Annotated in this window: 30 protein-coding genes; 11 read left to right on the top strand and 19 right to left on the bottom strand. The window is 65.4% G+C overall.

The annotated features are described in order from the left end of the window. The 15 genes from ROZ37_RS16040 to ROZ37_RS15970 form a co-directional block, all read right to left on the bottom strand. A partial coding sequence (locus ROZ37_RS16040) for a Mor transcription activator family protein (RefSeq protein ID WP_312660812.1) occupies nt 1-423 on the bottom strand: 423 nt, incomplete at its 3' end. Further along, entirely contained in the window at nt 420-854 is a 435-nt protein-coding gene (locus ROZ37_RS16035; protein ID WP_312660809.1) for a phage protein GemA/Gp16 family protein, read from the bottom strand. The genes ROZ37_RS16035 and ROZ37_RS16040, both read right to left, overlap by 4 nt. 2 nt (nt 855-856) lie before the next feature. Next, nucleotides 857-1,282, bottom strand: coding sequence for a hypothetical protein (locus ROZ37_RS16030; RefSeq protein WP_312660807.1), 426 nt, complete (start codon nt 1,280-1,282; stop codon nt 857-859). A gap of 71 nt (nt 1,283-1,353) precedes the next feature. Beyond that, on the bottom strand, nt 1,354-1,629 hold the full coding sequence (locus ROZ37_RS16025) for a hypothetical protein (RefSeq protein ID WP_312660804.1): 276 nt from the start codon (nt 1,627-1,629) through the stop codon (nt 1,354-1,356). Next, nucleotides 1,626-1,925, bottom strand: coding sequence for an HU family DNA-binding protein (locus ROZ37_RS16020; protein WP_312660803.1), 300 nt, complete (start codon nt 1,923-1,925; stop codon nt 1,626-1,628). Before ROZ37_RS16020 ends, ROZ37_RS16025 begins: the two co-directional genes overlap by 4 nt. Before the next feature lie 133 nt (nt 1,926-2,058). Continuing rightward, entirely contained in the window at nt 2,059-2,967 is a 909-nt protein-coding gene (locus ROZ37_RS16015; protein WP_312660802.1) for a recombination-associated protein RdgC, read from the bottom strand. Then, nucleotides 2,967-3,497 (bottom strand): host-nuclease inhibitor Gam family protein, encoded by a 531-nt coding sequence (locus ROZ37_RS16010; RefSeq protein WP_312660801.1) that lies wholly within the window; start codon nt 3,495-3,497, stop codon nt 2,967-2,969. Before ROZ37_RS16010 ends, ROZ37_RS16015 begins: the two co-directional genes overlap by 1 nt. Before the next feature lie 12 nt (nt 3,498-3,509). Continuing rightward, nucleotides 3,510-3,863 (bottom strand): hypothetical protein, encoded by a 354-nt coding sequence (locus ROZ37_RS16005; RefSeq protein WP_312660800.1) that lies wholly within the window; start codon nt 3,861-3,863, stop codon nt 3,510-3,512. Beyond that, nucleotides 3,860-4,846, bottom strand: a complete 987-nt coding sequence (locus ROZ37_RS16000) for a hypothetical protein (RefSeq protein WP_312660798.1) — start codon at nt 4,844-4,846, stop codon at nt 3,860-3,862. Before ROZ37_RS16000 ends, ROZ37_RS16005 begins: the two co-directional genes overlap by 4 nt. Continuing rightward, nucleotides 4,843-5,073 carry a hypothetical protein gene (locus tag ROZ37_RS15995; protein WP_312656908.1) on the bottom strand — a complete coding sequence of 77 codons (231 nt, stop codon included), beginning with the start codon at nt 5,071-5,073 and terminating at the stop codon, nt 4,843-4,845. Before ROZ37_RS15995 ends, ROZ37_RS16000 begins: the two co-directional genes overlap by 4 nt. Beyond that, nucleotides 5,070-5,402: a hypothetical protein gene (locus tag ROZ37_RS15990; RefSeq protein ID WP_312660797.1), complete on the bottom strand. Its 333-nt coding sequence runs from the start codon at nt 5,400-5,402 to the stop codon at nt 5,070-5,072. Before ROZ37_RS15990 ends, ROZ37_RS15995 begins: the two co-directional genes overlap by 4 nt. Continuing rightward, nucleotides 5,399-6,028: a hypothetical protein gene (locus tag ROZ37_RS15985; RefSeq protein WP_312660796.1), complete on the bottom strand. Its 630-nt coding sequence runs from the start codon at nt 6,026-6,028 to the stop codon at nt 5,399-5,401. Before ROZ37_RS15985 ends, ROZ37_RS15990 begins: the two co-directional genes overlap by 4 nt. Next, a complete protein-coding gene (locus tag ROZ37_RS15980; RefSeq protein WP_312660794.1) occupies nt 6,018-6,200 on the bottom strand; it encodes a hypothetical protein in 183 nt (60 codons plus the stop codon). Before ROZ37_RS15980 ends, ROZ37_RS15985 begins: the two co-directional genes overlap by 11 nt. Continuing rightward, on the bottom strand, nt 6,200-6,949 hold the full coding sequence (locus tag ROZ37_RS15975) for an ATP-binding protein (RefSeq protein WP_312660793.1): 750 nt from the start codon (nt 6,947-6,949) through the stop codon (nt 6,200-6,202). The genes ROZ37_RS15980 and ROZ37_RS15975 overlap by 1 nt, the downstream gene beginning before the upstream one ends. 15 nt (nt 6,950-6,964) lie before the next feature. Beyond that, nucleotides 6,965-9,274 carry a DDE-type integrase/transposase/recombinase gene (locus tag ROZ37_RS15970; RefSeq protein ID WP_312660791.1) on the bottom strand — a complete coding sequence of 770 codons (2,310 nt, stop codon included), beginning with the start codon at nt 9,272-9,274 and terminating at the stop codon, nt 6,965-6,967. A 98-nt stretch (nt 9,275-9,372) separates the two neighbouring features. Here ROZ37_RS15970 and ROZ37_RS15965 point away from each other — a divergent pair, with 98 nt between their 5' ends. Beyond that, nucleotides 9,373-9,738, top strand: a complete 366-nt coding sequence (locus tag ROZ37_RS15965) for a hypothetical protein (RefSeq protein ID WP_312660790.1) — start codon at nt 9,373-9,375, stop codon at nt 9,736-9,738. Nucleotides 9,739-9,775: 37 nt separating this feature from the next. Here ROZ37_RS15965 and ROZ37_RS15960 read toward each other — a convergent pair whose 3' ends face one another. Next, entirely contained in the window at nt 9,776-10,201 is a 426-nt protein-coding gene (locus ROZ37_RS15960; RefSeq protein WP_312660788.1) for a hypothetical protein, read from the bottom strand. 102 nt (nt 10,202-10,303) lie between these two features. Next, on the bottom strand, nt 10,304-10,699 hold the full coding sequence (locus ROZ37_RS15955; RefSeq protein WP_312660787.1) for a helix-turn-helix domain-containing protein: 396 nt from the start codon (nt 10,697-10,699) through the stop codon (nt 10,304-10,306). A gap of 334 nt (nt 10,700-11,033) precedes the next feature. Between ROZ37_RS15955 and ROZ37_RS15950 the strand changes: the two genes are divergently transcribed. From ROZ37_RS15950 to ROZ37_RS15940, 3 genes are all read left to right on the top strand, one after another. Next, nucleotides 11,034-11,513, top strand: a complete 480-nt coding sequence (locus tag ROZ37_RS15950; protein WP_312660785.1) for a hypothetical protein — start codon at nt 11,034-11,036, stop codon at nt 11,511-11,513. A 434-nt stretch (nt 11,514-11,947) separates the two neighbouring features. Further along, nucleotides 11,948-12,817 (top strand): tyrosine-type recombinase/integrase, encoded by an 870-nt coding sequence (locus tag ROZ37_RS15945; RefSeq protein WP_312660784.1) that lies wholly within the window; start codon nt 11,948-11,950, stop codon nt 12,815-12,817. Nucleotides 12,818-12,862: 45 nt separating this feature from the next. After that, nucleotides 12,863-13,072, top strand: coding sequence for a hypothetical protein (locus ROZ37_RS15940; protein ID WP_312660782.1), 210 nt, complete (start codon nt 12,863-12,865; stop codon nt 13,070-13,072). Nucleotides 13,073-13,075: 3 nt separating this feature from the next. On the opposite strand, the gene ROZ37_RS15935 is transcribed toward ROZ37_RS15940, so the two are convergent. Continuing rightward, the gene (locus ROZ37_RS15935; protein ID WP_312660780.1) at nt 13,076-13,399 is read right to left on the bottom strand and encodes a helix-turn-helix domain-containing protein; all 324 of its coding nucleotides are present in this window, start codon (nt 13,397-13,399) and stop codon (nt 13,076-13,078) included. A gap of 77 nt (nt 13,400-13,476) precedes the next feature. Then, nucleotides 13,477-14,046, bottom strand: coding sequence for a hypothetical protein (locus ROZ37_RS15930; protein WP_312660777.1), 570 nt, complete (start codon nt 14,044-14,046; stop codon nt 13,477-13,479). 1,068 nt (nt 14,047-15,114) lie between these two features. Between ROZ37_RS15930 and ROZ37_RS15925 the strand changes: the two genes are divergently transcribed. From ROZ37_RS15925 to ROZ37_RS15895, 7 genes are all read left to right on the top strand, one after another. Further along, complete coding sequence (locus tag ROZ37_RS15925) at nt 15,115-15,336, top strand: hypothetical protein (RefSeq protein ID WP_312660774.1); 222 nt, start codon at nt 15,115-15,117, stop codon at nt 15,334-15,336. A 1,550-nt stretch (nt 15,337-16,886) separates the two neighbouring features. Then, the gene (locus ROZ37_RS15920) at nt 16,887-17,393 is read left to right on the top strand and encodes a DUF3577 domain-containing protein (RefSeq protein ID WP_312660773.1); all 507 of its coding nucleotides are present in this window, start codon (nt 16,887-16,889) and stop codon (nt 17,391-17,393) included. A gap of 394 nt (nt 17,394-17,787) precedes the next feature. Further along, complete coding sequence (locus tag ROZ37_RS15915; RefSeq protein ID WP_312660772.1) at nt 17,788-18,441, top strand: DUF3275 family protein; 654 nt, start codon at nt 17,788-17,790, stop codon at nt 18,439-18,441. A 459-nt stretch (nt 18,442-18,900) separates the two neighbouring features. Continuing rightward, nucleotides 18,901-19,998: a DUF6094 domain-containing protein gene (locus ROZ37_RS15910; protein ID WP_312660771.1), complete on the top strand. Its 1,098-nt coding sequence runs from the start codon at nt 18,901-18,903 to the stop codon at nt 19,996-19,998. Between the two features lie 173 nt (nt 19,999-20,171). Beyond that, nucleotides 20,172-20,795, top strand: coding sequence for a hypothetical protein (locus ROZ37_RS15905; RefSeq protein WP_312660770.1), 624 nt, complete (start codon nt 20,172-20,174; stop codon nt 20,793-20,795). Between the two features lie 107 nt (nt 20,796-20,902). Continuing rightward, nucleotides 20,903-21,247, top strand: coding sequence for a hypothetical protein (locus tag ROZ37_RS15900; RefSeq protein WP_312660769.1), 345 nt, complete (start codon nt 20,903-20,905; stop codon nt 21,245-21,247). 268 nt (nt 21,248-21,515) lie between these two features. Beyond that, nucleotides 21,516-22,532, top strand: coding sequence for a hypothetical protein (locus ROZ37_RS15895; RefSeq protein WP_312660768.1), 1,017 nt, complete (start codon nt 21,516-21,518; stop codon nt 22,530-22,532). The last annotated feature ends 103 nt before the right edge of the window (nt 22,533-22,635 follow it).

Here is a 22,635-nt window from a genome sequence, read left to right as displayed (position 1 = left end):
CCCACCACGCTCCAGCACCCGGCCCGCGCCGTCGTCGGGGCGCTTCAGCACCTCCGTCACCCAGCGCGTCGTGCAGCCGAACTCCAGCGCGATCTCTTCGAGCGTGGCGCCGGCGTCGCAGCGCGCTCGCATGGCCCGCATTCGCGCGCGGGCGATCGCCGTCTTACAGTTCGGGATCTCCATCACGTCGCCGCCGTACTCGCCGACGATGCGATCGGCGCCGCGGGTGCCGACGATCTCGGCGAGGCGTTCGAAGCGCATCGCGCCCGCCGCGTTGTTGTCGGCCGCTTTCGGCACTGGGTACGGGATGCCGCCGAGTTCGCGGATCAGCGCTTCGGCTTTCGCCCAGCCGACCAGGCGCACGAGGTCGCGCGCGGTCGCGGGGAGGTCGGATTCGAGGATCGGCGGGGCTGGGCGCTTCATTTCGCCAGCTTGAACTGCAGCGTGCGGTTGAGCGCGCCGACGATGTGCTTGAGCGCGACCGGATCGGCGAAGTCGACGCACTCGGCCCAGCCGTTGCGCTTGGCGATCGCGTCGGCGTACTTGAGGGTATGCACTTCGCCGGTGACGCGGTGCAGCTCGGCGAGCAGCGCGTCGATCTTCGCGAGCAGCGGCGCGCGGTCGGCGGTCGGCGTGGTGCGCTTGCGGCCGGCGTAACCTTGCTTGCCACGGTTGAGGTGGTTCAGCACCTCGGAGAGCTGGCCCATCGTGCAATCGGCGAGGCTCGCGCAGCCGGTGAGATTCTTCACGAGCTGTCGTCGCGCGTCGTCGTCGAGGCCGTTGGCCTTGCAGGCCGCGAACACGGCGCGGCGGCGGGCGGCGATCTGCACAGCGAGGGGAGCGGATGCAGCCATGGTCAGGTCTCCGACTGGATGCGTTCAATCGTCGTGCAGGTCTTGCGCAGATGGCGGCACAGGGCCTTCGCGCTCGGCCAGCTCGGGAGCCACATGGGCTCGGTTTTCGCCTCGACGACCTTGCCGTACCACTCGCGGCTATCCTTCGACAGCCCGCGCTGCTTCAGCCGCTTCGCGGCCTCGGCGCGCTGCTTGGGTTTCCACAAGAACGAGCGATGCTCGCGCCAGAACTTGCGCACATGCTCGGGCTCGCCCTTGAACCATTCGCCCTTGATCCAGCCGTCGACATAGACGGTGACCACGAACTTCAATCCCTTTTCGCGCTCGACCTTGATCGTGATCTCGTGATCGTCACAGCGCAGGCCGACGGGGCAGTACGGGTGCGACAGGTCGGCCTCGACCTGCGCCCATTGTTCCTTCGTGAGCATCTTTCCTCCTGGCGTTACCTGTCTCGCCGGATAGCCCCGTTGTAACGAGGCCATCGAGCCAGACGACGTCGTCAACCGACGGGGTTGTGCCCCGGCGGTTTCGGTGCACCGTGGGCCGGATTCGGGCGACGGTGCCGGGTCGATTCGGTACTGAACTCTGCGCGCGGGGCTTCGGCATTAACCGCTGGACGCTGAACAAGGTGTTCGGGACTGAACTCGGGGCGCTGCGCTTCGGCGCTTTTCACGAGTGCGTCGAACAGCGCCTGCGCGGCGTGCCCCGTCACGCGAATCCGAGTACCGGACTTCGACTTCGTAATCCGGATGGACCCCTTGCCCTTGCGGGTCATGCCTGCACCGCGTCTTTAAGCGCTTTCGACGCCGAGAACGTCGGCACGCGCCGGGCTGGGATCTCTACCGGCGCACCGGTTTGCGGGTTGCGTCCTGTGCGCGGATCGCGATGTTTAGCGGCGAACTTGCCGATGCCGGGAAGGCTCAGTTCGGCGCCGCGCGCCGACAGGTGCGCGTGCATCACTTCCGCCTGGGCGTCGAGCACGCGCTCGATGGCGGACTTCGTGACTGGCGGTTGGTCGGTGGGGCGATTGATGCGCATGTGTAGCTCGTCGATCAGCTCTTTCTTGTTCATCTCGTGGTACTCCTGGTTGTGTGAGTTGCCGGTTCCCGGCCGCCAATTTCGGGTTTCCCCAGGCTGGCTCTTTGCTTTTTCCGTACCGGCTGGTTCCGTTATTGGCCCGACGGTTTCCTTCGGTGATGCGTATTCAGCCGGCGGTGGCGAGCTCGCCACCGAGGGCGGAAACCAATTCAGGGAGCAGGCGCCCGAGTTCCCCGGTCATCAGCGCGAACCCGGCGTCGAACAGCGCGCGTGCGTCCTCTGCGCCGTGCTCGTCGAGCTTGTCCTTGACGACTTCGAGGAAGTCGAGGCGCTTGATCTCAAGCTTTTCGGTCAACACGAAGCTCACGCGATCATCGAAAGTGAGGGCGAGCCGTGTCGGCAGCTTCCCCGCCCCGATGTGGCCGCGCACCTCGTCGCCTTCGAGCGCGTGGCGCACGTAGCGCACCGCGGCCTTGTCCTCGCTGACCGAGCGCAGCTCGCAGTCCTGGTCGATCGTGAAGCCTTCCGGCGCCTCGTTGTCCGCGAGCCAATCAGCCATCGCCGAGGTGGGCGAGCGCTCGGTGCGGACGAGGGAGAGCGGCAACTCGTCGAGCGACTGGCGCAGCACTTCGAGGAGATCCTCGGCGCGCACCTGACTCGGGGCGTCGATCGCGAGCCAACCGCCGACAGAGTCGATCCACGCGAAGACGCGGCGCTGTCGGGTGAAGGCGCGCGGCAGGAGTTCCTGCATCACCTGCTCGCGCAGGTCCTTCATCTGCTTGCGGCCGAGCTTGTAGCCCTGCCGCTCGGCGATCTCCTCCGCGCGCTTCTCGGCCTCCTGGGCGACGACCGCCGACGGCAGCAGCTTCTGTTCCGTGCCGAGCGCAATCAGCCACTGTTCGCCGACACGATGGACGAGGAACTCGTCACCAGTGGGCGACACCCAACCGCGGGTTTCTGCGTCTTGGCTGCCGCAGGCAACAAACCGCTTGCGGGAGAGCTGCTCTTCGAGCTGCTCGGCGGTCACATGCCAAGGCGCGGGGAGGCGGTAGATCATCAGGTTCCTGAAGAACATCACACCGCCTCCGACAGCTCGGCCTCGAACGGCGTGACGACGAAGTCCTCGCCCTGGCTGATGCTGATGCCGGGCACGTTCGCGACCGCCGCGGGCTCGTTGAGGATGGCTTCCTTGTTCACTTCGTCCTTCTGGCGGACGAAGCGCGAGAGCCCCAGGCGGCGCAGCGCATCGAGGACGGCTTCGGCACCGGTGACGCGCACCGACGGCGGGCGCAGGCGCCACGCGATCTCGCCGGCCGGGAAGGTCGCGGTCTTCGTCTTGCCGCCCTGGGTGAGCGTGTCGCGGTTGGCCTCGCTCCAGATCTGGATGCCGGCGGTGAGCGATTCGATGCGCTGCGAGTGCGGCTGGGCTTCGGCTTCCCAACGCTCCTTGACGGCGGCGAGCTCGTCGTTCATCGCGGCGGTGATGCGCATGAGCTCGCGGTTGCGCTCGCCGATCTCCCGGATGTGGTTCGAGACCTGGTCGCGGGTCTGCGGCACGGGCACCGGGGCGGCTGCGGTTTTGTGACGGGTCGGCTTCTTGGCCATGTACTGCGGCTCCTATTGATGGCGAGGGGTGTTTGCGGCGAGCGCGTCGCGCCCGGCCGGGGTGATGACGTAGTAGCGCCGGCCCTTCGCGCCGCGGCGCACGAACTCCGCGTGCCCCCGCTCGACGAGGGCGGCGATGCCCCGGGTGAGATGGCTCTTCGACGCGCCCGCCGTGCCGTGCCGCGACAGCAGATCGCCGATGCATAGCGGCTCGCCGGCGTCGGCGAGGCCCTGCAGCCACAGGGCGGCATAGCTGTCGAGCGTGTTGGCGCCGCGCCTCGGCGGTGCCTGCCGGAGGCGGCGGGTGGCGAGGAAGTCGGCATAGGCCGCGGCCGCCTCTGCGGCCTGGATCGCGAGCGGGATCACGCGCGGGCCTCCGCGACGGCGCCGACGAGCTGCGGCAGCGGCGACATCCGCGGTGCGCGCGCGGACGGCAGCTCCGAGCCGGGCACGCCGAGCAGCAGCGCGAGGCGCTTCGTCGCTTCAGCCGGCAGCAGCAGGATCTCGTCGCCCTCGGCGATCGTCAGCCGCCCGTCGTCCCACAGCGCGAACTCGATGCGCGCGGCTTCGCCGGGGTGGATCTCGGTGACGCGGATGTCGCCGGCGCGGTAGAGCGGTTGCGGCGCGGGTTCGATCGGTGCAGGCATCGGCTCGGGGAGCGCCAGTGCGACAGCGCCTCGTTCGGCTGCGGTCAGCACCGGCGCTTCGGGCGCTACTGGCTCGGGTACGGCCGGGGACGGCGTGGCGGCGTGGTACGCGTGCACGTCGCGCCCGCTGCTCTCCAACGTGGTTTCGCCGACTTCGCCCTTCTCAGCGAGGGTCCGCGCGGTATGCCGCAGGCTCTCGACGCTGCAGCCGAGCTTCTGCGCCGCGGCGGCGAGCGTGATGGCGCGGTCGGGGCCGAGGCCGGCGACGAGTGCGACGAATTGGGTTTTGAGCTGGCCTTTCTTGCGATGGGTTTCCATTTCTTTGGGCTCCTGAACAGGGGCAGACTTCGTTGCCGGGGTCGCAGCGACGCGCGGGGCATATGCGAGAAAGAGATCGTCGGGGCGGTGCTTCACGAACAGCGCGCCGTGGCTGTCGCTCGTCCAGGCGGCGCTCTTTGCGGTCAGGCCGGTCGGCCAGATCGCGAGCCACGGCGCCCGGTCGCCTTGCTTCTGAACGTGCGCGGTGTTGATGCGACGCTCGCCGGTGAGGCGTTCGAGTGCCGCCCAGAACGCCGCCTCGGCGCCGCCGATGACGGCTGCAACGTCGGCCGCGCGGGCCGGACGGCGGCTGTCACTGCGCGCGATCGCGGCGAGGATGCGATCGGACAGCGCCAGCTCGGCAGCCGCGGCGGGCGTCTTCACGGCCGCGCCCCCGCGATCTTCGCGAGGTCGGCCGCGGGCAACTCGACAGGCGGCCAGACCGGACCGCACGCGTCGCGATAGATCTCGGCGACGGCGACGGCACGGGCCGCCACGTCGAACGCATGCGCCTCGCGGTAATCGACCGCGAAGCCCATCGCCAGTACGCCGGCGCCGAAGGCGATGACGACGGGCAGCAGGCGGGTTTCGCAGAATTCGGTGGGGGTCATGATTCCTCCGGACGGTGGGCGCAACGGCGGCACGCATGCCAGTGCGCCAGCCGGTACGGGTTGTGGGTCGGCGGCTCGGCGGCGAGCTGCGCATGGCACAGCGCGCGCGCCTCGTTTGCACCGGTATGCGGGCAATTCACCGTATCCAGTCGGGCCAGCACGCGGGCAGCGAAACGTTTCGTGTCGCCGTACTTCCCGGCCAGCACACGGCTGGTGCCCGTGTGGTTCGAGAACCCCAGCTCGGCCGCCACGGTCGTTACGCCGCGCTCCGCGCAGGCACTCTTCAGCACCTCGAACCAGCGTTCCTGCATGTAGGAAAGGTCGCTCATTGCGCACCCTCCCACTCCGGCTCCTCGTGCCACATCACCCGCCCGAGGTTGGCGTCGAACACCGCCTTGGTGCGCTGGATCATCGGCGGGCGCGGACCGGTATTCATGTCCCCGCGCAGGGCGAACCGTGCCGGCCGGGCCTGACAGCCGCGCTTGGCGGGAGTGATTTCCTCCAGATAGCCGGCCGCGTGCAGCGTCAGCACAAAAGCCTTGGCGGTGTCCGGCAGCACCGGATGCTCGGCTGTGCTGGCGTAGGCGGCCAGCTCCCGGAAGTCGAACGTCGGCAGGAAGTGACGCATCGCCTGCCACATGTTCTCGTTGCCGCGCCCGGCCGTTACTTCTGAACCGTCACGGCGCAGACGAGGCGCTTCGATGCCGTTATCGCGCTCCAGCCAGTAACGATGTGGCTCTCCCTTGCGCGCAGCATCGTGACGGCCGAGGTAGCCGCCCGCATGGAGTGCCTTGAGGTACTCGGCGACGATGCCGAGCTCGACCTTGCTGGCGCGCGACGCGTCGGCAGCGGTGAAACCCCCTTCATAGTCAACCAGGCCGCGCACGGCTTCCCACACCCGCTGGCGTGGCGACTTGCCGCCGGACATTTCAAGGTGGGCGGGCTTACGCGACATCGTGCAGCCCCTCCGCGGTCACCAGCCATGCCTCGTTGCGCTGTCCGGGCGCCGAACCGGTAAATACCGTCTGGACCCGCACGCCGCACACGTGGCGGGGATCGGCCTCAACCGCCACCGGCATGTCCGGCGGGAGCGATTGAAGGATCTGGATCAACTCACGCACCTTCATCACTGGCCGCCCTCGCTGTCGTCCGTGTAGATCGCCCGGTCGCCCCACTTGGCCAGCGTCATCTCGTCCTCGCCCATCACCAGGGCCTCGTCGCGGATGCGCGAGAGGTTCACGCACGTGTAGCGCACCGACCCATCCACCCGCGCCACGATCTCGGCGAGCAGATCGGGCGCTACGCTCACCCCCGCCGCATACACCGTGGCGAGCTTCGCCGCGTCTTCCAGCGACACCGGCAGCGCCTCTTCCCACGCATACACCCGGCTGTGCATCTGCTTCCACTTGCGCAGCCCGGTGCGCAGGTCATCGGTACCCACCAGCAACACCGGCTTGCGCGAGCCCTCGTAGATGTCGCGCACGGTCTCGATCAGGCTGTCCGTGCGGATCAGGTAGTCCGCCTCGTCCAGGATCAGCGGGCGGTTGCTCTTGCTCAGTTGCGTCGTCACCATGTCGAGCAGCGCCGCGGTCGTCGGCGTGCCTTTCGGCTCCGCCACGCCCATCTCCAGCAGGATCTTCTGCAGCACAACCTTCACGCTCCACACCCTCCGCACCTGGATGTAGTACGCCCGGTACTGGCTCACCATCGCCCCCGCGGCCATGCTCTTGCCGCGTCCCGGCGGGCCGTACAGCACGCCCAGCCCGGCCATGTTGGCGTGGCGGTTCAGCAGTTTTTCGAGCGTCACGCTCACCAGGTCGAGCGAGGCGATCGGCACCACGCCCGCGGGAAGCGCCTTGTTCGGCAAATCGTTCATGTTCATAATCCGGTCTCAGATTGCGGTTGCGGTTCTGACGGGCATCACGGCGGCCACCGTGGTGCCCGTGTTGTTCAGGGCGGCTTTGTGGCGTCTCATCAGCGCGCCGAATTCGGATGACTGCTGATACAGCCCCCACCACTTCTGCAGTTTTGCGTCGTCGATCACCTCTCCTCGTTCAGCGGTTTCGTTGATTTCCAGCCATTTGCGGAAGCGCAGCTCCGGCGTTTCCGGGATCTGAATCACCTGCGGTTGCACTGCCGCCGCGGCGGGCGGCATCGCCCGTTCGGCTTGCTTGGCAGCCAGCGCGCGGGCGGTCTCGGCGGAAAGCGGCGCGGCCTCGCGCCCGCCGTCCAGCCGTTTGGCAGCACGCGCCGCCTGCTCCAGCCCCTCCGACTGATGCGCCACCGTCTCGCGGCTCGGCAGCGCGGCCAGCTTTCCGGCCTTCGCGGCCTTCTTGCGCAGCAGCTCGCCCACCATGCGGTCCGGGTCGATCTTGCTGGCCAGGCGCAGCCGTTTCTTGTCTTCCTTCACCCGCTTCGCCTGCGCGTTGCGCACGTGCGCGGCCAGCTCCTTGCGGCTCACGCCCTTGCGCTCCGGGCAGATCGCCGCGCAGATGAACTTCGCCTCCTGATGCACCACCACCGTCCCGAAGTCCTCGGTCTCGCGCACCGTCACCTCGGTGCCCACCTCCACCAGGCGGAAGAGTTCCGGCGCGGCATACCAGCCGCCGTCGATCTGCAGCCCCTTCTTCTGCAGCGTGCGGGGGTCCATCAGCGGTGCCAGCAGCACATCCAGCGCGCGCTCGTCATCGATGCGGCGCACCGTGCCGGCCCACGCCGCGGCGCGCGCAAAGGGCGCCTCGTTCGTTTCCCCGTGCGGGCGCTGCTCGTAGGTGCCGGCCAGCCAGTCATTGATCAGCCCCTGCAGCTCGGCCGGGCGCATGTCCAGCTCGATCACGCTGTCCTTCTGGAACAGGCGCTCCGAAAACGCCCGCCGCGACTCGATCGCGCTGCGCTCGGCCACGTTGTGCCCGACGAAGTTCGGCAGCAGCTCCAGGATGCTGTGCAGCATCACGCCGATGCCGCGCTCCACGTGCGGCTTCTGCCACGGCGAAAACGGCGCCGTCACCCGCTGCTCGATGCCCAGCGCCTCCAGCGCCATGCGGAATTCGTTGGCCTTGTAGTCCTGCCCGTTGTCGGTAACGATCACCTCCGGCACGCCCCACGCCAGTAACGCCAGGCGCAGGCAGAACATGTGCGTCTGCGCCTTCGGCGTGCGCGACAGCACCACCAGCATCCGCCGGCTGTACAAGTCGATCACCACCGAGCACGTGTAGCGCCGCCGCTGCCCGCTCTCCGGGTCGGTCAGCATCCAGTCCGCCGGCGTCGCGTCCATCTCCCAGCGCTGGTTCAGCCGCTCCACGTCCTCGCTGGCGTTGCCCACCGCCGACATGCAGCGGTTCTTCCACTCGTCCGGGTTCGTCGCGGCCAGGTACAGCTCGGGGTGCTTCGCCTTCCAGTTCTTCACGAAGCGGTACGCCGCATGCGTGCTCGGCGCCTCGAACAGGATCTCTCCCGTCTCGCCGTCGACCGCTGCCTCCTGCAACATCTCCACCAGGTCGGAGACCTTGATGTTCGGCCGCTGTACGATCAGCGCCAGCGCCGCGTTGTAGAGCGCCGGCTGCTTGGTGAAGACGTTCACATCCTTCAGCAGCTTTCCGTCCTGCTTGTCGATCAGCCCCGCCAGGCCGTCGCGCTCGTAGTCGCCATGCCAGCGCTCCACGCTGCGATACGAGATCTCCGGGAAGGCTTCGCGCACCGCCGCCGTGATGGTCGGCAGCGGCGGCAGGCGGTCCTCGTTGTACAGCGCCGCAAACGTATGCAGCCCGGCCTTCTTGCGCATCGGCTGCGCCTGCACGAACCACACCTCCCACCCCTGCACGATCGCCAGCCGGCCGTCGAATCGGCTGCGCTGCCTGTCGGTCATCCCCTCCGCCAGCATCGCCAGCGCGGCCTCGCCCTTCGCCCGGCGGTTCGCATCTCGCGTCGCGTCGTCACGGTCGAACTGCTCCAGCACCGCCGATACCCGCGCCGCCCGGTCGCCGGCCGCGACGATGCCTTCCGCGCGGTCGATCAGCTTCGCGACCGCGGCAGGTGGGGCGTATTCGCGGCGCACGCCGTTCTTTCCGCCTTGCACCGGCACCTCGGTAAAGGAGTAACCGTCGCGATCGACGACCTTCCTCCATCCCCGCTCGGACCCCGGACACCCCGGCAACCGCAGCGCCGCCAATTCCGCGCACGAGTAATGCGTCTTGCGCGTCATCGCTGCGCCCCTCCCTCGAAATGGCGAGGGTTCATGCCGATAGAATGGCGCCGCAGGCTACCAACTTGCATACCATTCACCTTCACGGAAGAACCCTCATGGAAATTGATCAAGCTTCGGCCACAGTCCTAGCCGCGCTCATCGCGGCGATACCCGCCACCGTCGCCGCTTGGAGAAGGCCCCAGAGCACCCAGACAGGGAGCGCCCCGCCGGTTTCGCCGAGCACCACGCACGACTGCGCACCAGCTGAAACCAACAGCACAATTGCCACCAGCAGTCGCCCGACCGCTCGCCGGCCGCCCTCTTTCAGGGCGCTGTTCTTCATCATCTGGGGGCAACTCGACATCGTTGCCGGGCAATTCATCGACGCCGGGGCGGGCCCGCTGTCTGCCTGGTCACTGTCCTTCGTCGGACAAGGGCTCGTCATGCTGCTGATCGGGTTCTGGCTGCTGCTCAGGGACTGATGCGCCCCATCGAGCAACGGCTGATGTGACCGATGACTCATGCCTGCTCTCCCATCACGTTCTTCAGTTGCTTGATCTTCCGGGCCGCCTCGTCGCGCGCCCGCTCCAGTCGCCCGAGCTCGGCGTTCAGTGCCTCGCGCCCGACCAGGAGCTTTCCGCCTCGGGTGCCCACCAGCCACTGCGTCAGCAAATGCGAACCGCACACGGACTCCAGCGCCGGCACCACCCACAACGGCACGTTGAAATCCTCGTGCGCAACGCTCGTGTAGTTGTTCAACATCCCCTTGCTGACGTTCCGACCGGTCAGGCGCGCCGCCTCCGCCGCCACCGCTTCGCGACTCAGCCCGGCCGCCTTCGCCTGATCGAGCACCTCGCACACCAGCCCGCACACCACCGTGCGGAAGTCGTGCGTCCCTTCCAGCGCCGGAAGCGGCTGCGGCACCTCGAACAAATCGATGGTCATCGCATCGCGTCTCATGTCTGCCTCCCGTGGAAACTCAAAAAACGACGTCATTTCGCGCTGTCCTGACCTGGGTTACTCGTTTCGGTATCAACGCGGTGATGTCTACGCAGCGACCCGCGCGCTGCCGTTGTAGCCCTCGGCAAGCTCGGTACAATGCAAACTTCCAAATACAGTTTCATGCTTGGAAATTGGTTCCGAACTCCCGCCCGCCAGGTCGGCGGCGGGGTGTCCGAGGCGGGCCAGAGCGTGGCGACGCCACGGGTTGGCGGCCACCGCGTCCGCGGTGTAGCGGCTCGGCCAGATCGATTCCGGCCGCACGCCCAGGGCGGCGGCGATGAGCGCCTCGCAGCGCGGCGAGCTTTGGTACAGCGCGGTGCGTACCGAGGTGTGGTGCAGGTTGTGGGCGCGGGCGAGTCCCGCGAAGGATATGCCGGCGCGCTTGAGCGCCGCGGTCACCTGATAGCGGTCCCAGTCTTTTGCGGGGGGTTTGCGGGCCATGTCTATTCCTCTTTCGCCGTTTGATGTCGGAATAGTACGGCCCTGTACGGAACTCGTCAACAGTTCCGAGCTAAATCGGGCGCAGGCAATTTGAGCCGCGCCGATAGATAACGACTAACCTGTTGATTTCATTCAAAACATGACACAAGAAAAAAGCTCGGAACACTCTATTGAAGCTCGGAACTCAAGTTCCGAGCTGGACCGCTTCTCATGTTCTGAGCTGGTGGACCTTCGCCTTCCGGGAGCACCGCTCTCAGAGCGGGGATGGCGGAAGTTGGTCGAGCGAGAAGGGTGGCCGTTCGTAGAAGTTCACGCCCAAGGTGGAAAAGGTGGCGTGAAGCGCAAGTACACGCCGCCAGACCCGTTACTCGGACTGATCCGGCGGCACCTGCGCGGCGAGGTAGTAACGGAAGAAGAAGTGCTGCAGGCGCGGGTGCTGCGGCCGCCTGGGGCCGTAATCCTGGACGAGGTGCACCGGGCCGAGGCCGCCCGATCGGATCAGCTCGAGGATGTGCTTCGTACGGCCCCCGAGGTGAAGCTCGGCGTCACCGCCACGCCCGCGCCGCCCGTCATCATGGGCGTGCCCTATCACGGCGCGACGGCCGATCTGGACGTAGTGCTGTTCGAAAAGGTGCTGCGCGCGGCCGACGAGGTGCTCGACCCCGCCGGGTCCGGAATGAGTATCGAGGAAGAGGGCTACATCGTGCGCGCGCTCTACGCGCACTTCCTGCCGCGCAGCGCGACCATCACCGAGACGGATATCGCTAATTACCTGCGCTTCTGCATTACGAACGCGCCGTCGCGCAGCGCGTGAAGGGGGCGGAAGGACATGCCCGACCGCCGCCGTTTCGACCCGTTCCAGCAACTTCACGCGTACCTGCACGAGCGACGCGCCTCTCCGGGCCGTCGCCGCACCGATCATTCATTCACGATCGGCACTCTGCGCGTCCGCGCCCCCTCGACGCGCATCGCGCGCGCCAAAGCCGCGAACGATCCGGACTTCCACCGCGCGCCCAGTTTCGCCCGACTCGGTGCCACAATCCGCGCAAACCTGCTCAGTCTGCGCGCGGTTTTGTGCCAACTAGCCGATTGGGCCTGCCGCACCCCAACCCCAGTCCCCACGCGGCCTCTGGGCTCCCCGGCCCCTCACTGGAAAGTGCCAAAACGAACACCCCCCCACAGTGCCACTCCAGTTTTGTGGCAAAACCACTCGTCAGCGTGACGATTTGCCGTCGATGCGAGTTCTCGATGCCGACGAAGCGACAGCGCAGTTCCAAGTCCTGGGAGTTCGTCGTTCGGCGCAGGGGTGTGCTGCCGAAGCCGCTCTATCTCACCTTTAGGGATCTAGAGGAGGGCGAGGCCTATTGTAGGCGCCTGGAGGCGATGCTCGACCGGGGCATCGTCCCAGACGAGTTCAAACGCCAGGCCGGCGGGATCGTCATCTTGGCGGAGGCCATCGAGGAGTACCGCGACAAGATGGCGGTGTCGCGCTCCGATACCCAACTACTTGGCATGCAGATCGGCCGCATAGGCGCAGTGCGAATCTCCGAACTGGACTACGGCTGGGTCGAGAAGTGGATCGGGGATATGAAACGCGTTCAGGCGCTTGCCCCGTCCACGATCCGTCACCATGTCGGAGCGCTCGCCCGCTGCTTGGACTGGCTCGCCAGGCGCCACGCTGACAGCTTTCCCGGCAATCCCGTCAGGCTTCTTCCAAAGGGCTACGCCAGTTACAGCGAATCGGACGGTAAGGTCGCGACGGTAAACGGCAAGGGGCCGCGCGAGGATACAGAGCGCGACCGCCGTCTGCAGGCGGGGGAGGAGGAGCGCATTCGTCAAATTCTCGCCGGCCAGAAGCCGGAGGGAAAACAGCGAGCGCTCACGCTTCGACACCGTGACGCGCTGGTGGCGGTGTTCGATTTGGCGTTGGAATCGTCAATGCGCTTGCGGGAGATGTTCACGCTCACGGTGGAACAGGTGAACCTCGCGAAGCGAACGGTCTTTCTCGATCGAACGAAGAACGGAGACAAGCGCCAGGTGCCGATTACGAGCGTCGCGGACAGGGTGCTGCGCGAGTACGTCGGTGATCGCACGGGCGGGGTGCTATTCCCATGGTGAAGCGGCAGTCTTGAGGACGATGAACTCGATCGTGTCACCTCATTGTTGTCGCGCCAGTACGCGGGGATCTTCGCCGCGGCGAAGTGCGCGGACCTGACGTTCCACGATTTACGCCATGAGGGGATATCGCGGCTCTACGAGCGGACCACGCTCGAAAGCGCGGTGATCAGAAAGATGGTCGGGCACCTGTCCGAGCGTGCCCACCAGCGATACATGAACCTGAGGGCCTCCAGCTTCGCCGACCGGCTGTGGTGAGCGTCACGCGTCGAGCGCCGGGAGCGCCGGAAGCTTGTTTCGTCGCCCATACTTCGTCCGCGCCGCCCCCGACGCTGTCTTGATCGCGGGGCGCTCCGACCGCGCCATCTGTCCAGCCGCAATCCGCCGCGCGTAGTCGCGCCGCTCGGCCGTCTGGCGCTCGATCTCGGCGCGAAGGTACTCACGCAAGTCGGCAATGTGGAGGACGTAGGCCTTCCCGATTCGTCCTGCCGGCATCGCCCCCGTGTCGATTAGCTCCTCGAGAGTCTCCGTGGAAGTATTGAGGTACTCGGCCGCTTCAGTGAGAGTAAAGGTCTCCTTCGTCACGATTCAGACTCCGTTGCTTTTGAGGTTCGTGTCCTCTGATGAAAGAAGCTGTGGATCGGCGCCGGAAGCATATCTCTTCATGTCTCGTCCTCCTTGATAGCGGGCCGTCTCGGATCCGCTTCGGGTCGGAGCTCGAAATAGCGATCGACGAAGAGGTGCTTCGCGACGATGGGCGCGAGAGGCTGGATGGGCTGGGTCAGGGGCGAGGCGTGCGTCGTTCTGATCCACGCATCTTCCTGGGACGGGTCGAGATCGCTCCGCGCAGTGGTACGGAGTATGAGATCCGCGTACTTGACTGACGCGGGAAGGCAGGGCGGGGCACCGAGATCGGCCAGAATGTCCGCGGTAGTCTGTCCCTCGGCGTCGAGACACAGGGGGACCAACTCCTTAAGCGCGTCTCCGGCGTGGAGAAGGAGTGCTGCCAGGGCGTCTTCCGGTGGCACGATCGTACTCGCAAGGTAGTCGTGCTGGGCGACCGAGTAGAAGGCGCTTGCTCGGCCGGCGAAGCAGCACGTGCTCGCCAGGATATGAGCGACGTGCTCAATACTCACCGAGCATGGTGCAGTGTTACCACCAATGCCGTGATCGGGGTCGGTCAGGTTGCCGATGCGGTGGACGCCGAGCGGTGCCTGAAATTCCTGCTTCATTTGTTTCTCCTTGCTGGTGTTCGTTGTCCGGATGGTCGATGCATGCCGAGCCGTGCCAATGGCGATTGCATCGGTCGCGGCGGGGAGTCAGGACGAGTCGAAGTCAGAGCGGCGAGAAGTGCCGATCTACGAGCAAGGAAATAAGCGAGGGTGTCGCGCGAAGCGAGAGAGCAAGGCGTCCCGGCCGCGTCTCGAGAAGTGGCGTAGCGCCCCAGAGACGGCGCGAAAATACCGTTGCGAACGCCGTTTGGCAAGTGCAGGGGAAATCCTCACGACGGGTACCCACTGCCGGGGTGGCCGCAGGTGATTCGATTCCGGAGGAAGGCGGCCAGCCGAAGGGCCGCGGGATAGAGAGGGCTACGGGAGGCGCAGCACGGCGCAGACGCGTTCGCAACATCAGCGGTGCAAAAGGTGGCCGAGCACGATCTGCACGGAGATTCAGGGTGATTGCGCTTTCTTGAAGAACGTCCAAATCCTTCGCCCACGACTAGGCTCGTCGAGGAGGCTCTGTGCTGCGAGCTGTGAAACGGGGATCTAAGGACTCGAGCGCATGCGCCGCTGCCCCTCAAGCCGAATGTCCGAGTTCCCGCAGTGGGAAGCGGAAGAACGACGACAGCTGCGTTCGACGAACTGTCGAGAGCTGTTGCCCGATGAGAGCGACATGAACTTCAGGGACCCCGAACCCGAAGGCCGTTCCGGTTACAGGGGCTGACCGGACGATGGATATATTCTTAGGCGCGATGTTCCGACACGTCAAGGCGACGGCGGGGTTATCGGGGGCGGATTCATCGATTCTTTATACGGTGTCGGCACCCAACGGTGATTCGACAGACCGAACACCTCTCCTCAATTTGTTGGATATTGCCCACCGTTTTGACCTCCGCCATCAGTACCATTGGCGCCTTCGTCGCGATCGCCGCGGTTTCACATTTTTCCCCTTTTCAATACGTTACCTTGTCTCCTAGTGCTCATGACGACACCCTGGCGCGCTTTCTGCAATAGGAGTGGCGAGCGCAACATGCAGCTCACTACCATCCGAGACGCGACTCACACTTTGGGAGAATTGCCATGACCCACCTCACCATCCACGACTTGCCAGCCACCGAAAACCTTGACGCCAAGGCCATGGGCGCAGTGCGCGGCGGAATATGGGACTATTCCAACCGACTCGGCATGCTCGGTCAGATGTTGGAGGATCAACAGGATCGCAATTACGGCGATCCTTTCCATCCCACGACCCTGGATGCGGCGGCCCACCAAGCGCTTGAGGGCTGGGTTTCGGTTCCTTGAGAAGATCATCAAAGATCCACACGGGGCCGCGGCGGACCTGCGGTGCATTTGCGCCGCAGCCGGCGCAACGCACGCGTCACGCGCTCTTCCGAAATGGATAGTCTAACTTGACGGCATGCCAACCTTCCAACGAGGCCGACGTCCGATCGTCCGATCAGAATGTCGACCGGAAGGGCAGCACGAGCGTCATCGCCCTCCGCCCGCGGACGAGCTGCGGTGGAATCAGAAATGAAAGTGGCTGTTGTATGCGTGCTCTAGGCTTGCGGTGCTCCATGCCATGGATGAGCCGCTTGTCCACAAAAATTGGGGATGGCGCTGTGGACAAGTCGCGGAGATGCTTATCGGGGCTGTGACTGCCGACGCGCCTCATCGTTGTGCGTGGATTGTGTAGAGCGAGGTTCCTCATAGTGTCGCCTGGCGGGGCGGTACCGGCTGTCGAGTTCATGGAGTGTCGGATGCGCTGAGGGTACGAAGGCCGCCAAGCAGCTAGCTCCGCGGTGGAGTTCGTCGCTCCGCAAGGTCGAGAGGAATTCGGGCTGCGGATTCCCCGCCCTTTGACGGTCTCGGCATCGGTTTCAAGCTGTCGCACCCGACCCAGTCTTCCCAGGCGGTGAGGTCTTCGCCGTCGGGCAGCGACGGTGAGCAGTCGATCCGCCGTATTCGTAGCCGAGTTCCGGTGCGCTCGAGGATCTCGACCCAACCGTGCTCGAAGTGGATTGCCATCTCACCCGGCCGCAGACGGGCTGGGTGGGTATTGATGTGCATGACGTTCATAACGCTGCCTCCATGCCTTGGGAATGTCATGTGGTTACAGCTCGGATGGCGCGGTCAAGTCGTGTGCTGCTCCTTTGATAGGGAGAGTCCAATCGGGGAGCGTAACTTGGCGCGCCGGGTGTTTCATACGATCGGCGCATCAGGACCCGCGCGCTATGCGCCGCAGCTGTGGCTCGGGCGCCCTGCGGGACGGGCATCAAATCCGGCGCAGAAGCGTGGTGCTGCAAATGCGAGAAGTCGTGTAGCCGAGAAGAAGGGCAGAGACAGCCGGGGTAAGTGCGGCGTGAAGGCGTTTGCTCGATACTGCTGCTCGTGGTGTCCGGGGGATTCGGCATCGCCGGGCTGCATGTCGACTAACGGGTACAGCGTTCGCAAGACGCCTTCGAAGATCGAAAGCTGGCCGCGATCGCGTGCGACGGGTAACCGTTCGGCGGATTAAGCCTGCCCGCGGGACTATCCCTGATCAAACGACGAAATGCAAGGCGGGTTGGTCAGGCGAAAGGTACGCTCGAACGGTTGTGCCAGAGGGTCCCATAGGGGGTGCCCGCTTCTGCGGCGCTGCTACGCGAGGCGTTTCCCCGTTGACGGCGAGTGCTCTTGGCGTAGAATCGTCGGCAGTATTCGGCCATGCGGCCGTTGTACTGTGTCCGGTCAGCCCCTGTAACCGGAACGACCGTCAGGTCCGGGGTTCCGTCTGTATCACCCACCCGATCGGGAAGATTCACTTCCCGATCATGGGACGTGTGGTCTCCCGATTTTTTCGTTTGGAGACCGTCATGACCGAATCCAAGCAAGTTGCTTCCAACTCCGCTCCCGAGAAGGAGCATTTCGATCTGCATACCAAGGGATGCGGCTATCTGGGCCGGGTCCGGTGGGTGAAACCGCGCGGCGGCGGTCGTCGAGGCGAGCCCTTTCTCGCATGCGCGATCAATGCTGTTCATGGGTCCGTCACGGAACCCGCGTACACATACTTCGACCTTCGAGTGGTTGGTGCCGAGTGCACCGAGCTCGTTGAACGCTTCAAGCCGGATGTGCAGCAGGACCGCAAGGTCTTTGTGTCATTCCGCGTGGGCGACATCTACCCACATCTTTACTATGCGGACGTCAAGGATTCCGAGACCGGCGAGCCCGGTAAGGAACCGAGAGTCATCATCAAGGGCCGTCTGCTGTTGCTGACGCACGTCAAGGTGGACGGTGAAACGGTCTTCGAGCGCCCGAAGACTACAGCTTTTCAGGAATCCGCCGAAAGCGCTCACCAAGAGCGCAACGGCACCAACGGGTGATCACCCGGTCAGTCGCTACAACCTCGGGAGCCCTTCATCAAGAAGGGCTCTTTCTCCAGGCCACGGTCTGAAGAAAGAGCCTTTCGTTGTTGTTCCAGCCGTTTTGCACGTTTCGGCAAAAACGTGCGTGGTGCGCCCAGTCAGCCCCTGAAACTGGGACGGCCGTCAGGCCCGGGGTCCGTCGGCAGGGTTTTGCCTGTCCGCTTCGATCCTGTACCGGTCCGGAAACCCGGTGCATATTTCAAAGCCGGGGCCACCGATCACGTTGGTGGCCCCCTTGTGTCGCACGCGCCGAGGGCTTGACCCATTCGGTGTCCGATTCTCAACCACCCATCGGGGCGCTCGTCCCCTTCGGGTGGGCAGGCCTCCGATGTCACATTCGGAGATCGCGATCGTGAGTATTACCGTCGAAGGGACCCTGAACATCAAGCGTATCACGGGGGCCAATGGGCCGTTCTGTGTCGGCGACCTGCTGACCGACATCGGCGAGTTTCGCGTCAAGGATCCCATCCTCGACCAGTTCGAGGAAGGGAGCTACGCGGGGCGCTATATCATCCAGCGCATCTTCCCGTGGTCCTACGCCAGCAATGGCCGGCTCGTGCTGGAGATCCGCGCCCGACTCGTCGATCTGCATGTTGATAGCGGCACCGAAAGGAGCTTGCCGGAAGCGCCGATCGAACCCGACCCCGCTGACGAGGTCTCGGCCCACACCGGTGATCGAAGTGTTGGGCGTCGCGAGCTGGAGGCAAGCAATGCGCCCGCGATCGAACGCGGGCAGGGGGAGGAGGCGCGGTCGGCGTCGCCAACCACGGGGTCGGATGAATCGCCCGACCTCGCGCTGTTCGGCGATGAACTCCACGCGCTGGTCGCGGCGCGCCAACCGGTGAAGCTCGATCCGACCCTCGATGATCGCCGGCGCTTTCGGGAGCAGCGCAACCGCCTGAAAGCCGGACTCCAATACGGCTTTGTGCCGGAAGAGCAGGTTTGGTATCCGGAGGAATCCGACCGGTATCAGGCCTACCTCGCCGTGAAAGCGGACGCATCCTAGATCAATCCCGCGGCCGACGCCGGCCGCCAGCCCGCGAGGGGCCATGAACAACTGGGCAGCAGCACGCCCGATGTGTTGCGGCATTTGCGTCGGCGGTTTTGCCCCGCGCGCCCTTTCATCGGCACCCACGCCTTCCACCGGGGTGCCTCGCATCCGAGCCACGGGCTTCCAGGGCCATGCGCCTGGGCCCGCGGGTGTGACGAAGGCATCGTTCAAGTCTCGTCCAAGCGGAACCAGCGGGTTCCCATCGTCGGCCTGCACGGGGCAGACCGACGATGGGAGTCCGTTTGCCGCGCGCGGCCATTGGCCCGCCGCGTGTGTTGCCTGATGCATCAGCCTGTCAGTCCCTGCAACAGGACCGAGCCTATCGCTCCGGGACATCGTGCACCACCACCCGCGGGTCGCGATCGACCTGCCGAGGGTCCGCGTCCCACACGTTTCCTCCGAGGAGAAGATTCCATGGCCTTGATATTCCCGCGCCTGGCGAACAATTTCATCAAGAACGGCTACTTCCCGACCGATCAGGCGACGCTCGAGCGGATCGTTACCGCCCTCGATGTGGCGGGCAACGAGCTGCGGATCCTGGATCCGTGCTGCGGAGAAGGCGCCGCACTCCACCGAGTCGGCGAGGCGTTGGCAGAATGCGGTGCCGCGGTTCAGACATGCGGTGTCGAGTTCGATGCCGAGCGGGCCTGGCATGCAAAAACCGTCCTGGACCTCGCGATTCATGCCGACATTCAGGACGTCGTCGTCGCGCCCAGATCGATGGGGCTCTTGTTCCTTAATCCGCCCTATGGCGACGCGGTGGCGGATCGGGCGCAGACCGGCGACAAAGGACCGGACCGGCTCGAGAAGATCTTCTTCCGGCGGACCTTTCAAAGCCTCGCGTTCGGGGGCGTCCTCGTTCTCATCGTGCCCTACTACGTGCTCGATGCGGAGTTCGCAGGCCTTCTCGCCCGTAACTTCGATCGCCTTCGCTTCCATATGGCGCCGGAGCAGCAGTTCAAGCAGTGCGTCGTGTTTGGCGTTCGGCGCCGCTCGGACCGGCCTGAACCTCGCACCGTGTCGGCGCTCATTGCCGCCGGCAAGGGCGAGGCGCACGATCAGGGTTTGCCCGAGTGCTGGACCGCCGAGCCGTACGCCGTGCCCGAGATTGCAGGTGGGGAAGGTCACTTCCACGCGGTCCGCATCGACGCCGCACAGCTCGCGGCCGAGGTGGCGCGACTGCACCCCCATACGCTCTGGCCGCAGTTCCGGATCCACTTTGGCGGTACGAAAGGCGCCCACCGCCCGCCCTTGACCGAAATGGGGCGATGGCATTTGGCGCTGGCGCTGGCGGCGGGCCAGGCTCACGGCATCGTGAGCTCCGGCAGCGGTCGCACCCTGTTGATCAAGGGCGACACGTACAAGGACAAGGTCCGCTCCGTCGAGCTTGCGGAAAGTCCGGACGGGTCCGTCAGTGAAACCGTCATTCTCACCGACCGGTTCGTACCCGTGATACGCGGGATCGACTTCACGCCAGGGTCCGGGTTCGGGTCTATCGTCACGATCCAATAGGGCAGGGCAGACGCGCTGCACTTGGATCTGGTGGAGCGTCGCTCCGCCTCGCCTTGCCGGCCCTCGGCGCCGGCGCTTTGACCTCCACCACCGCAACCCGAAGGGGCTCGCTCTCCGGGGCGAGCTCACCTTGGTGTTGTCTTCCAGCCATCTATCCTTCTTGGGAGAACGAGATGAAGCAGGAAATCGATATGTGGGTGCTCGTGCGACACCGTGATGTGCCCGTGCCATCGAGCGCCGGCCGCAAGCGCTCGATGACGGATCCCGAGTGGCGAGCGGGGTGCCTCGAGTATCTTCAGACCACGTTGCTGTGCCACCCGAGCCCTCTTGCGCGGACGGAGGTCGTCTGGCCACTGGTGTGCCGGGCGCCCGACGAGGCCGAGACCTTCTGGTCGACCCTCCGAGTGGTTCGGGCCAACTTCAACCACTCGCTGGCGAGTGCCTTGAATCGCCTGTGCGTACTGCTCCCCGAGGCGGGCGCCGACCAGATGGAGATCCCGATCGGGCGCGACGGCGGCATCGACTGGCCGGAGGCCCTGTTTCCGTTGGGCGCCGCGCTTCTCACGCACGTTGCCGAGCGGCTGCAGGCCACGCATGACTCTGCGGCTGCCGGCGGGGCCGTGCACCGCGTGCTGAGCGACCTGGCGCGCCTCTTGTCGGACCATCTCACCGATCAGTCGCCGTTTTTCGATGCGATCGCGCGGTCGGTACGTGTTCCCAATGACAAGGTGCTGAGGTCGGCGCTGGCGCAAGGCGAATTGCTCTTGCTACCGGTCCGGCGCATCAGCGATCCCTAGCTTCTCCTGCGGCGGCCGTGCCGCCGCAAGTCCTTTGTCATCCTCATCACCTGTCGGATCGCACACCCGGCGGGTGGGGAGGCCGACGGGGCATTCAGGAGCGAATCATGCACAGATCGCGAAACTTCGACCGCGTGGCGGACGAGTACGAGCTCGCGCAGCTTCAACCGCTTCGCGTCGCCCTGATGACGGCCGGTAACCCGGACCTGGGTCAGGATCCCGCTCAAACACTTCTCGGCGTCCTGAATCGACTGCTGCCGGTCGCGACGCTCGCAGACGCGAGCCGCGCCGTGTGCCGCTTCATCGACGACCACAACGTCGGTGGCGGCAATTGGGCGGGCGGACAAGTCCTCGACGGCTGCGGCCAGCAGATCGCCTACGTGAGTTACAACGGGCGTGTGTGGCTGCCTGCGTGCACGGCGGCGCCTCGACTGGCCGTCCCCATGCATTGAGAACCCAATCCAATGAGCTGTCTTCCCCCGTGCCGGTCGGTGCGGGGCTTTCTCCACTGTCTCGATGTGGCCGTGAACAAATCGAGGCAATGGAGAAAGCGACTCATGAAATTGCCGGCGACTCGATCGAGTCGGCGCCGCGCGCTGTCAGCCCCTGAAACAGCGACGGCCCTTCGGGGCCCGGGGCCTTCGTCCATTCATTCACCCTATCGGGAAGATCCGCTTCCCCGATGGGGCGGCATCTCCCCATCTCACGAGGAGCTCTGTCATGGAAAACGTCGAAATCCGGTCGCCACGGGCGATTGAGGCGGAACCCATCATGTTGTCGATCGAGGGTTTCTCCGATCTGTACGCGGATGCCTGCGTCCGCGGCGAAGACGGCGAGCTGTTGCTGCTCTCCCTGTATGGACGCGACACCTCCGTGCTGCAGTTCATGTCGGCATTCTCGGTGCGTCGGGATCAGGGCGGCCTCCTCCAGGCGGGGCAGGCAAGCTTCAACCTGACCGAGGAGGGAGCACGACACACGGTCTTCGTCCCGGAGCCGGAGCGGCTACAGAAGTTCACGGGCCGGTTCCCTGACCGGAACCTGTTTGGAAGCCTGACTCACACCTGGCTTTACGACCCGGTTCTGATTCAGCCCGACCGACCGGGGGCAACCGCTTGGCTGGTGAGTGACGAGCACGAAGTGCCGCGCTCCCAACTATGGGCCCTGATCCAGGACCTCAGCCCGCTGCCGCTCCTCGACCACTGGCGGGATCCGCTACTCGACGGCCTGGGTGATCGGCTCTGCATGCCACTGAGCCGCTTCAGGTTTCCACCGCTCGGCAAAGTCGGGGGCGTCCGCGTCACGCTGGAGAATCGCTTCCAGGACATCGTTTCGATGGCCGTCACGCAGGGTCTGCTGACGCTCGATGCGGACGACCTGGCCGCCGACGCGGCGGAACGAATCCGGGCGATCGCTGAAGCCTTGCCGTTCGCACAGGCTTCGGCCAAACCCTTGTTCCAACTCGGTCGCGTGGTGATGACGGCAGGGGTCGAACCACTCCTCGAACGTTACCCGGACCTCGTCGACCGCTGTCTCCGCGCCTACGTGCGGGGCGATTGGGGGGTGAGCTCCGAGCCTGAGCTGAACGACGAGGCCGTTCGATTGGGTGACTGCCGCATATTCGCCGCGTATCCGATCGACCCAGCGCACCCGTGCGCGGGATACGGCGCCAACACTTTGTGGATCATCACCGAAGCGGACCGCAGCGTCACAACCTTGCTGCTACCCGAAGAGTACTGAGCGAAAAGCTCACCGGCGAATACGGTCTGCCTGTCGGCTGTCGCCCCTTTCTTCCATCTCAAACCCATGCGGGGACACCTACCCCGCATCGGGTTCGGTCTCC

The organism is Aromatoleum sp. (assembly GCF_032027225.1).
In the GTDB taxonomy this organism is placed as follows: Bacteria; Pseudomonadota; Gammaproteobacteria; order Burkholderiales; family Rhodocyclaceae; genus Aromatoleum.
The sequence above is the reverse complement of the archived record's forward strand: the minus strand, read 5'-3'. Positions and strand labels throughout refer to the sequence as shown.

Coding starts and splice junctions, on each gene's coding strand:
- ROZ37_RS16035 (WP_312660809.1), bottom strand. CDS start 854: ATGGCTGCATCCGCTCCCCTCGCTGTGCAGATCGCCGCCCGCCGCCGC.
- ROZ37_RS15895 (WP_312660768.1), top strand. CDS start 21,516: ATGGAAAACGTCGAAATCCGGTCGCCACGGGCGATTGAGGCGGAACCC.
- ROZ37_RS15995 (WP_312656908.1), bottom strand. CDS start 5,073: ATGACCCCCACCGAATTCTGCGAAACCCGCCTGCTGCCCGTCGTCATC.
- ROZ37_RS15910 (WP_312660771.1), top strand. CDS start 18,901: ATGGCCTTGATATTCCCGCGCCTGGCGAACAATTTCATCAAGAACGGC.
- ROZ37_RS15945 (WP_312660784.1), top strand. CDS start 11,948: ATGCCGACGAAGCGACAGCGCAGTTCCAAGTCCTGGGAGTTCGTCGTT.
- ROZ37_RS15990 (WP_312660797.1), bottom strand. CDS start 5,402: ATGAGCGACCTTTCCTACATGCAGGAACGCTGGTTCGAGGTGCTGAAG.
- ROZ37_RS15980 (WP_312660794.1), bottom strand. CDS start 6,200: ATGAAGGTGCGTGAGTTGATCCAGATCCTTCAATCGCTCCCGCCGGAC.
- ROZ37_RS15905 (WP_312660770.1), top strand. CDS start 20,172: ATGAAGCAGGAAATCGATATGTGGGTGCTCGTGCGACACCGTGATGTG.
- ROZ37_RS15970 (WP_312660791.1), bottom strand. CDS start 9,274: ATGACGCGCAAGACGCATTACTCGTGCGCGGAATTGGCGGCGCTGCGG.
- ROZ37_RS15900 (WP_312660769.1), top strand. CDS start 20,903: ATGCACAGATCGCGAAACTTCGACCGCGTGGCGGACGAGTACGAGCTC.
- ROZ37_RS15975 (WP_312660793.1), bottom strand. CDS start 6,949: ATGAACGATTTGCCGAACAAGGCGCTTCCCGCGGGCGTGGTGCCGATC.
- ROZ37_RS15960 (WP_312660788.1), bottom strand. CDS start 10,201: ATGACCATCGATTTGTTCGAGGTGCCGCAGCCGCTTCCGGCGCTGGAA.
- ROZ37_RS15920 (WP_312660773.1), top strand. CDS start 16,887: ATGACCGAATCCAAGCAAGTTGCTTCCAACTCCGCTCCCGAGAAGGAG.
- ROZ37_RS16030 (WP_312660807.1), bottom strand. CDS start 1,282: ATGCTCACGAAGGAACAATGGGCGCAGGTCGAGGCCGACCTGTCGCAC.
- ROZ37_RS15965 (WP_312660790.1), top strand. CDS start 9,373: ATGGAAATTGATCAAGCTTCGGCCACAGTCCTAGCCGCGCTCATCGCG.
- ROZ37_RS16010 (WP_312660801.1), bottom strand. CDS start 3,497: ATGGCCAAGAAGCCGACCCGTCACAAAACCGCAGCCGCCCCGGTGCCC.
- ROZ37_RS16020 (WP_312660803.1), bottom strand. CDS start 1,925: ATGAACAAGAAAGAGCTGATCGACGAGCTACACATGCGCATCAATCGC.
- ROZ37_RS16025 (WP_312660804.1), bottom strand. CDS start 1,629: ATGACCCGCAAGGGCAAGGGGTCCATCCGGATTACGAAGTCGAAGTCC.
- ROZ37_RS16015 (WP_312660802.1), bottom strand. CDS start 2,967: ATGTTCTTCAGGAACCTGATGATCTACCGCCTCCCCGCGCCTTGGCAT.
- ROZ37_RS15925 (WP_312660774.1), top strand. CDS start 15,115: ATGACCCACCTCACCATCCACGACTTGCCAGCCACCGAAAACCTTGAC.
- ROZ37_RS15955 (WP_312660787.1), bottom strand. CDS start 10,699: ATGGCCCGCAAACCCCCCGCAAAAGACTGGGACCGCTATCAGGTGACC.
- ROZ37_RS15985 (WP_312660796.1), bottom strand. CDS start 6,028: ATGTCGCGTAAGCCCGCCCACCTTGAAATGTCCGGCGGCAAGTCGCCA.
- ROZ37_RS15930 (WP_312660777.1), bottom strand. CDS start 14,046: ATGAAGCAGGAATTTCAGGCACCGCTCGGCGTCCACCGCATCGGCAAC.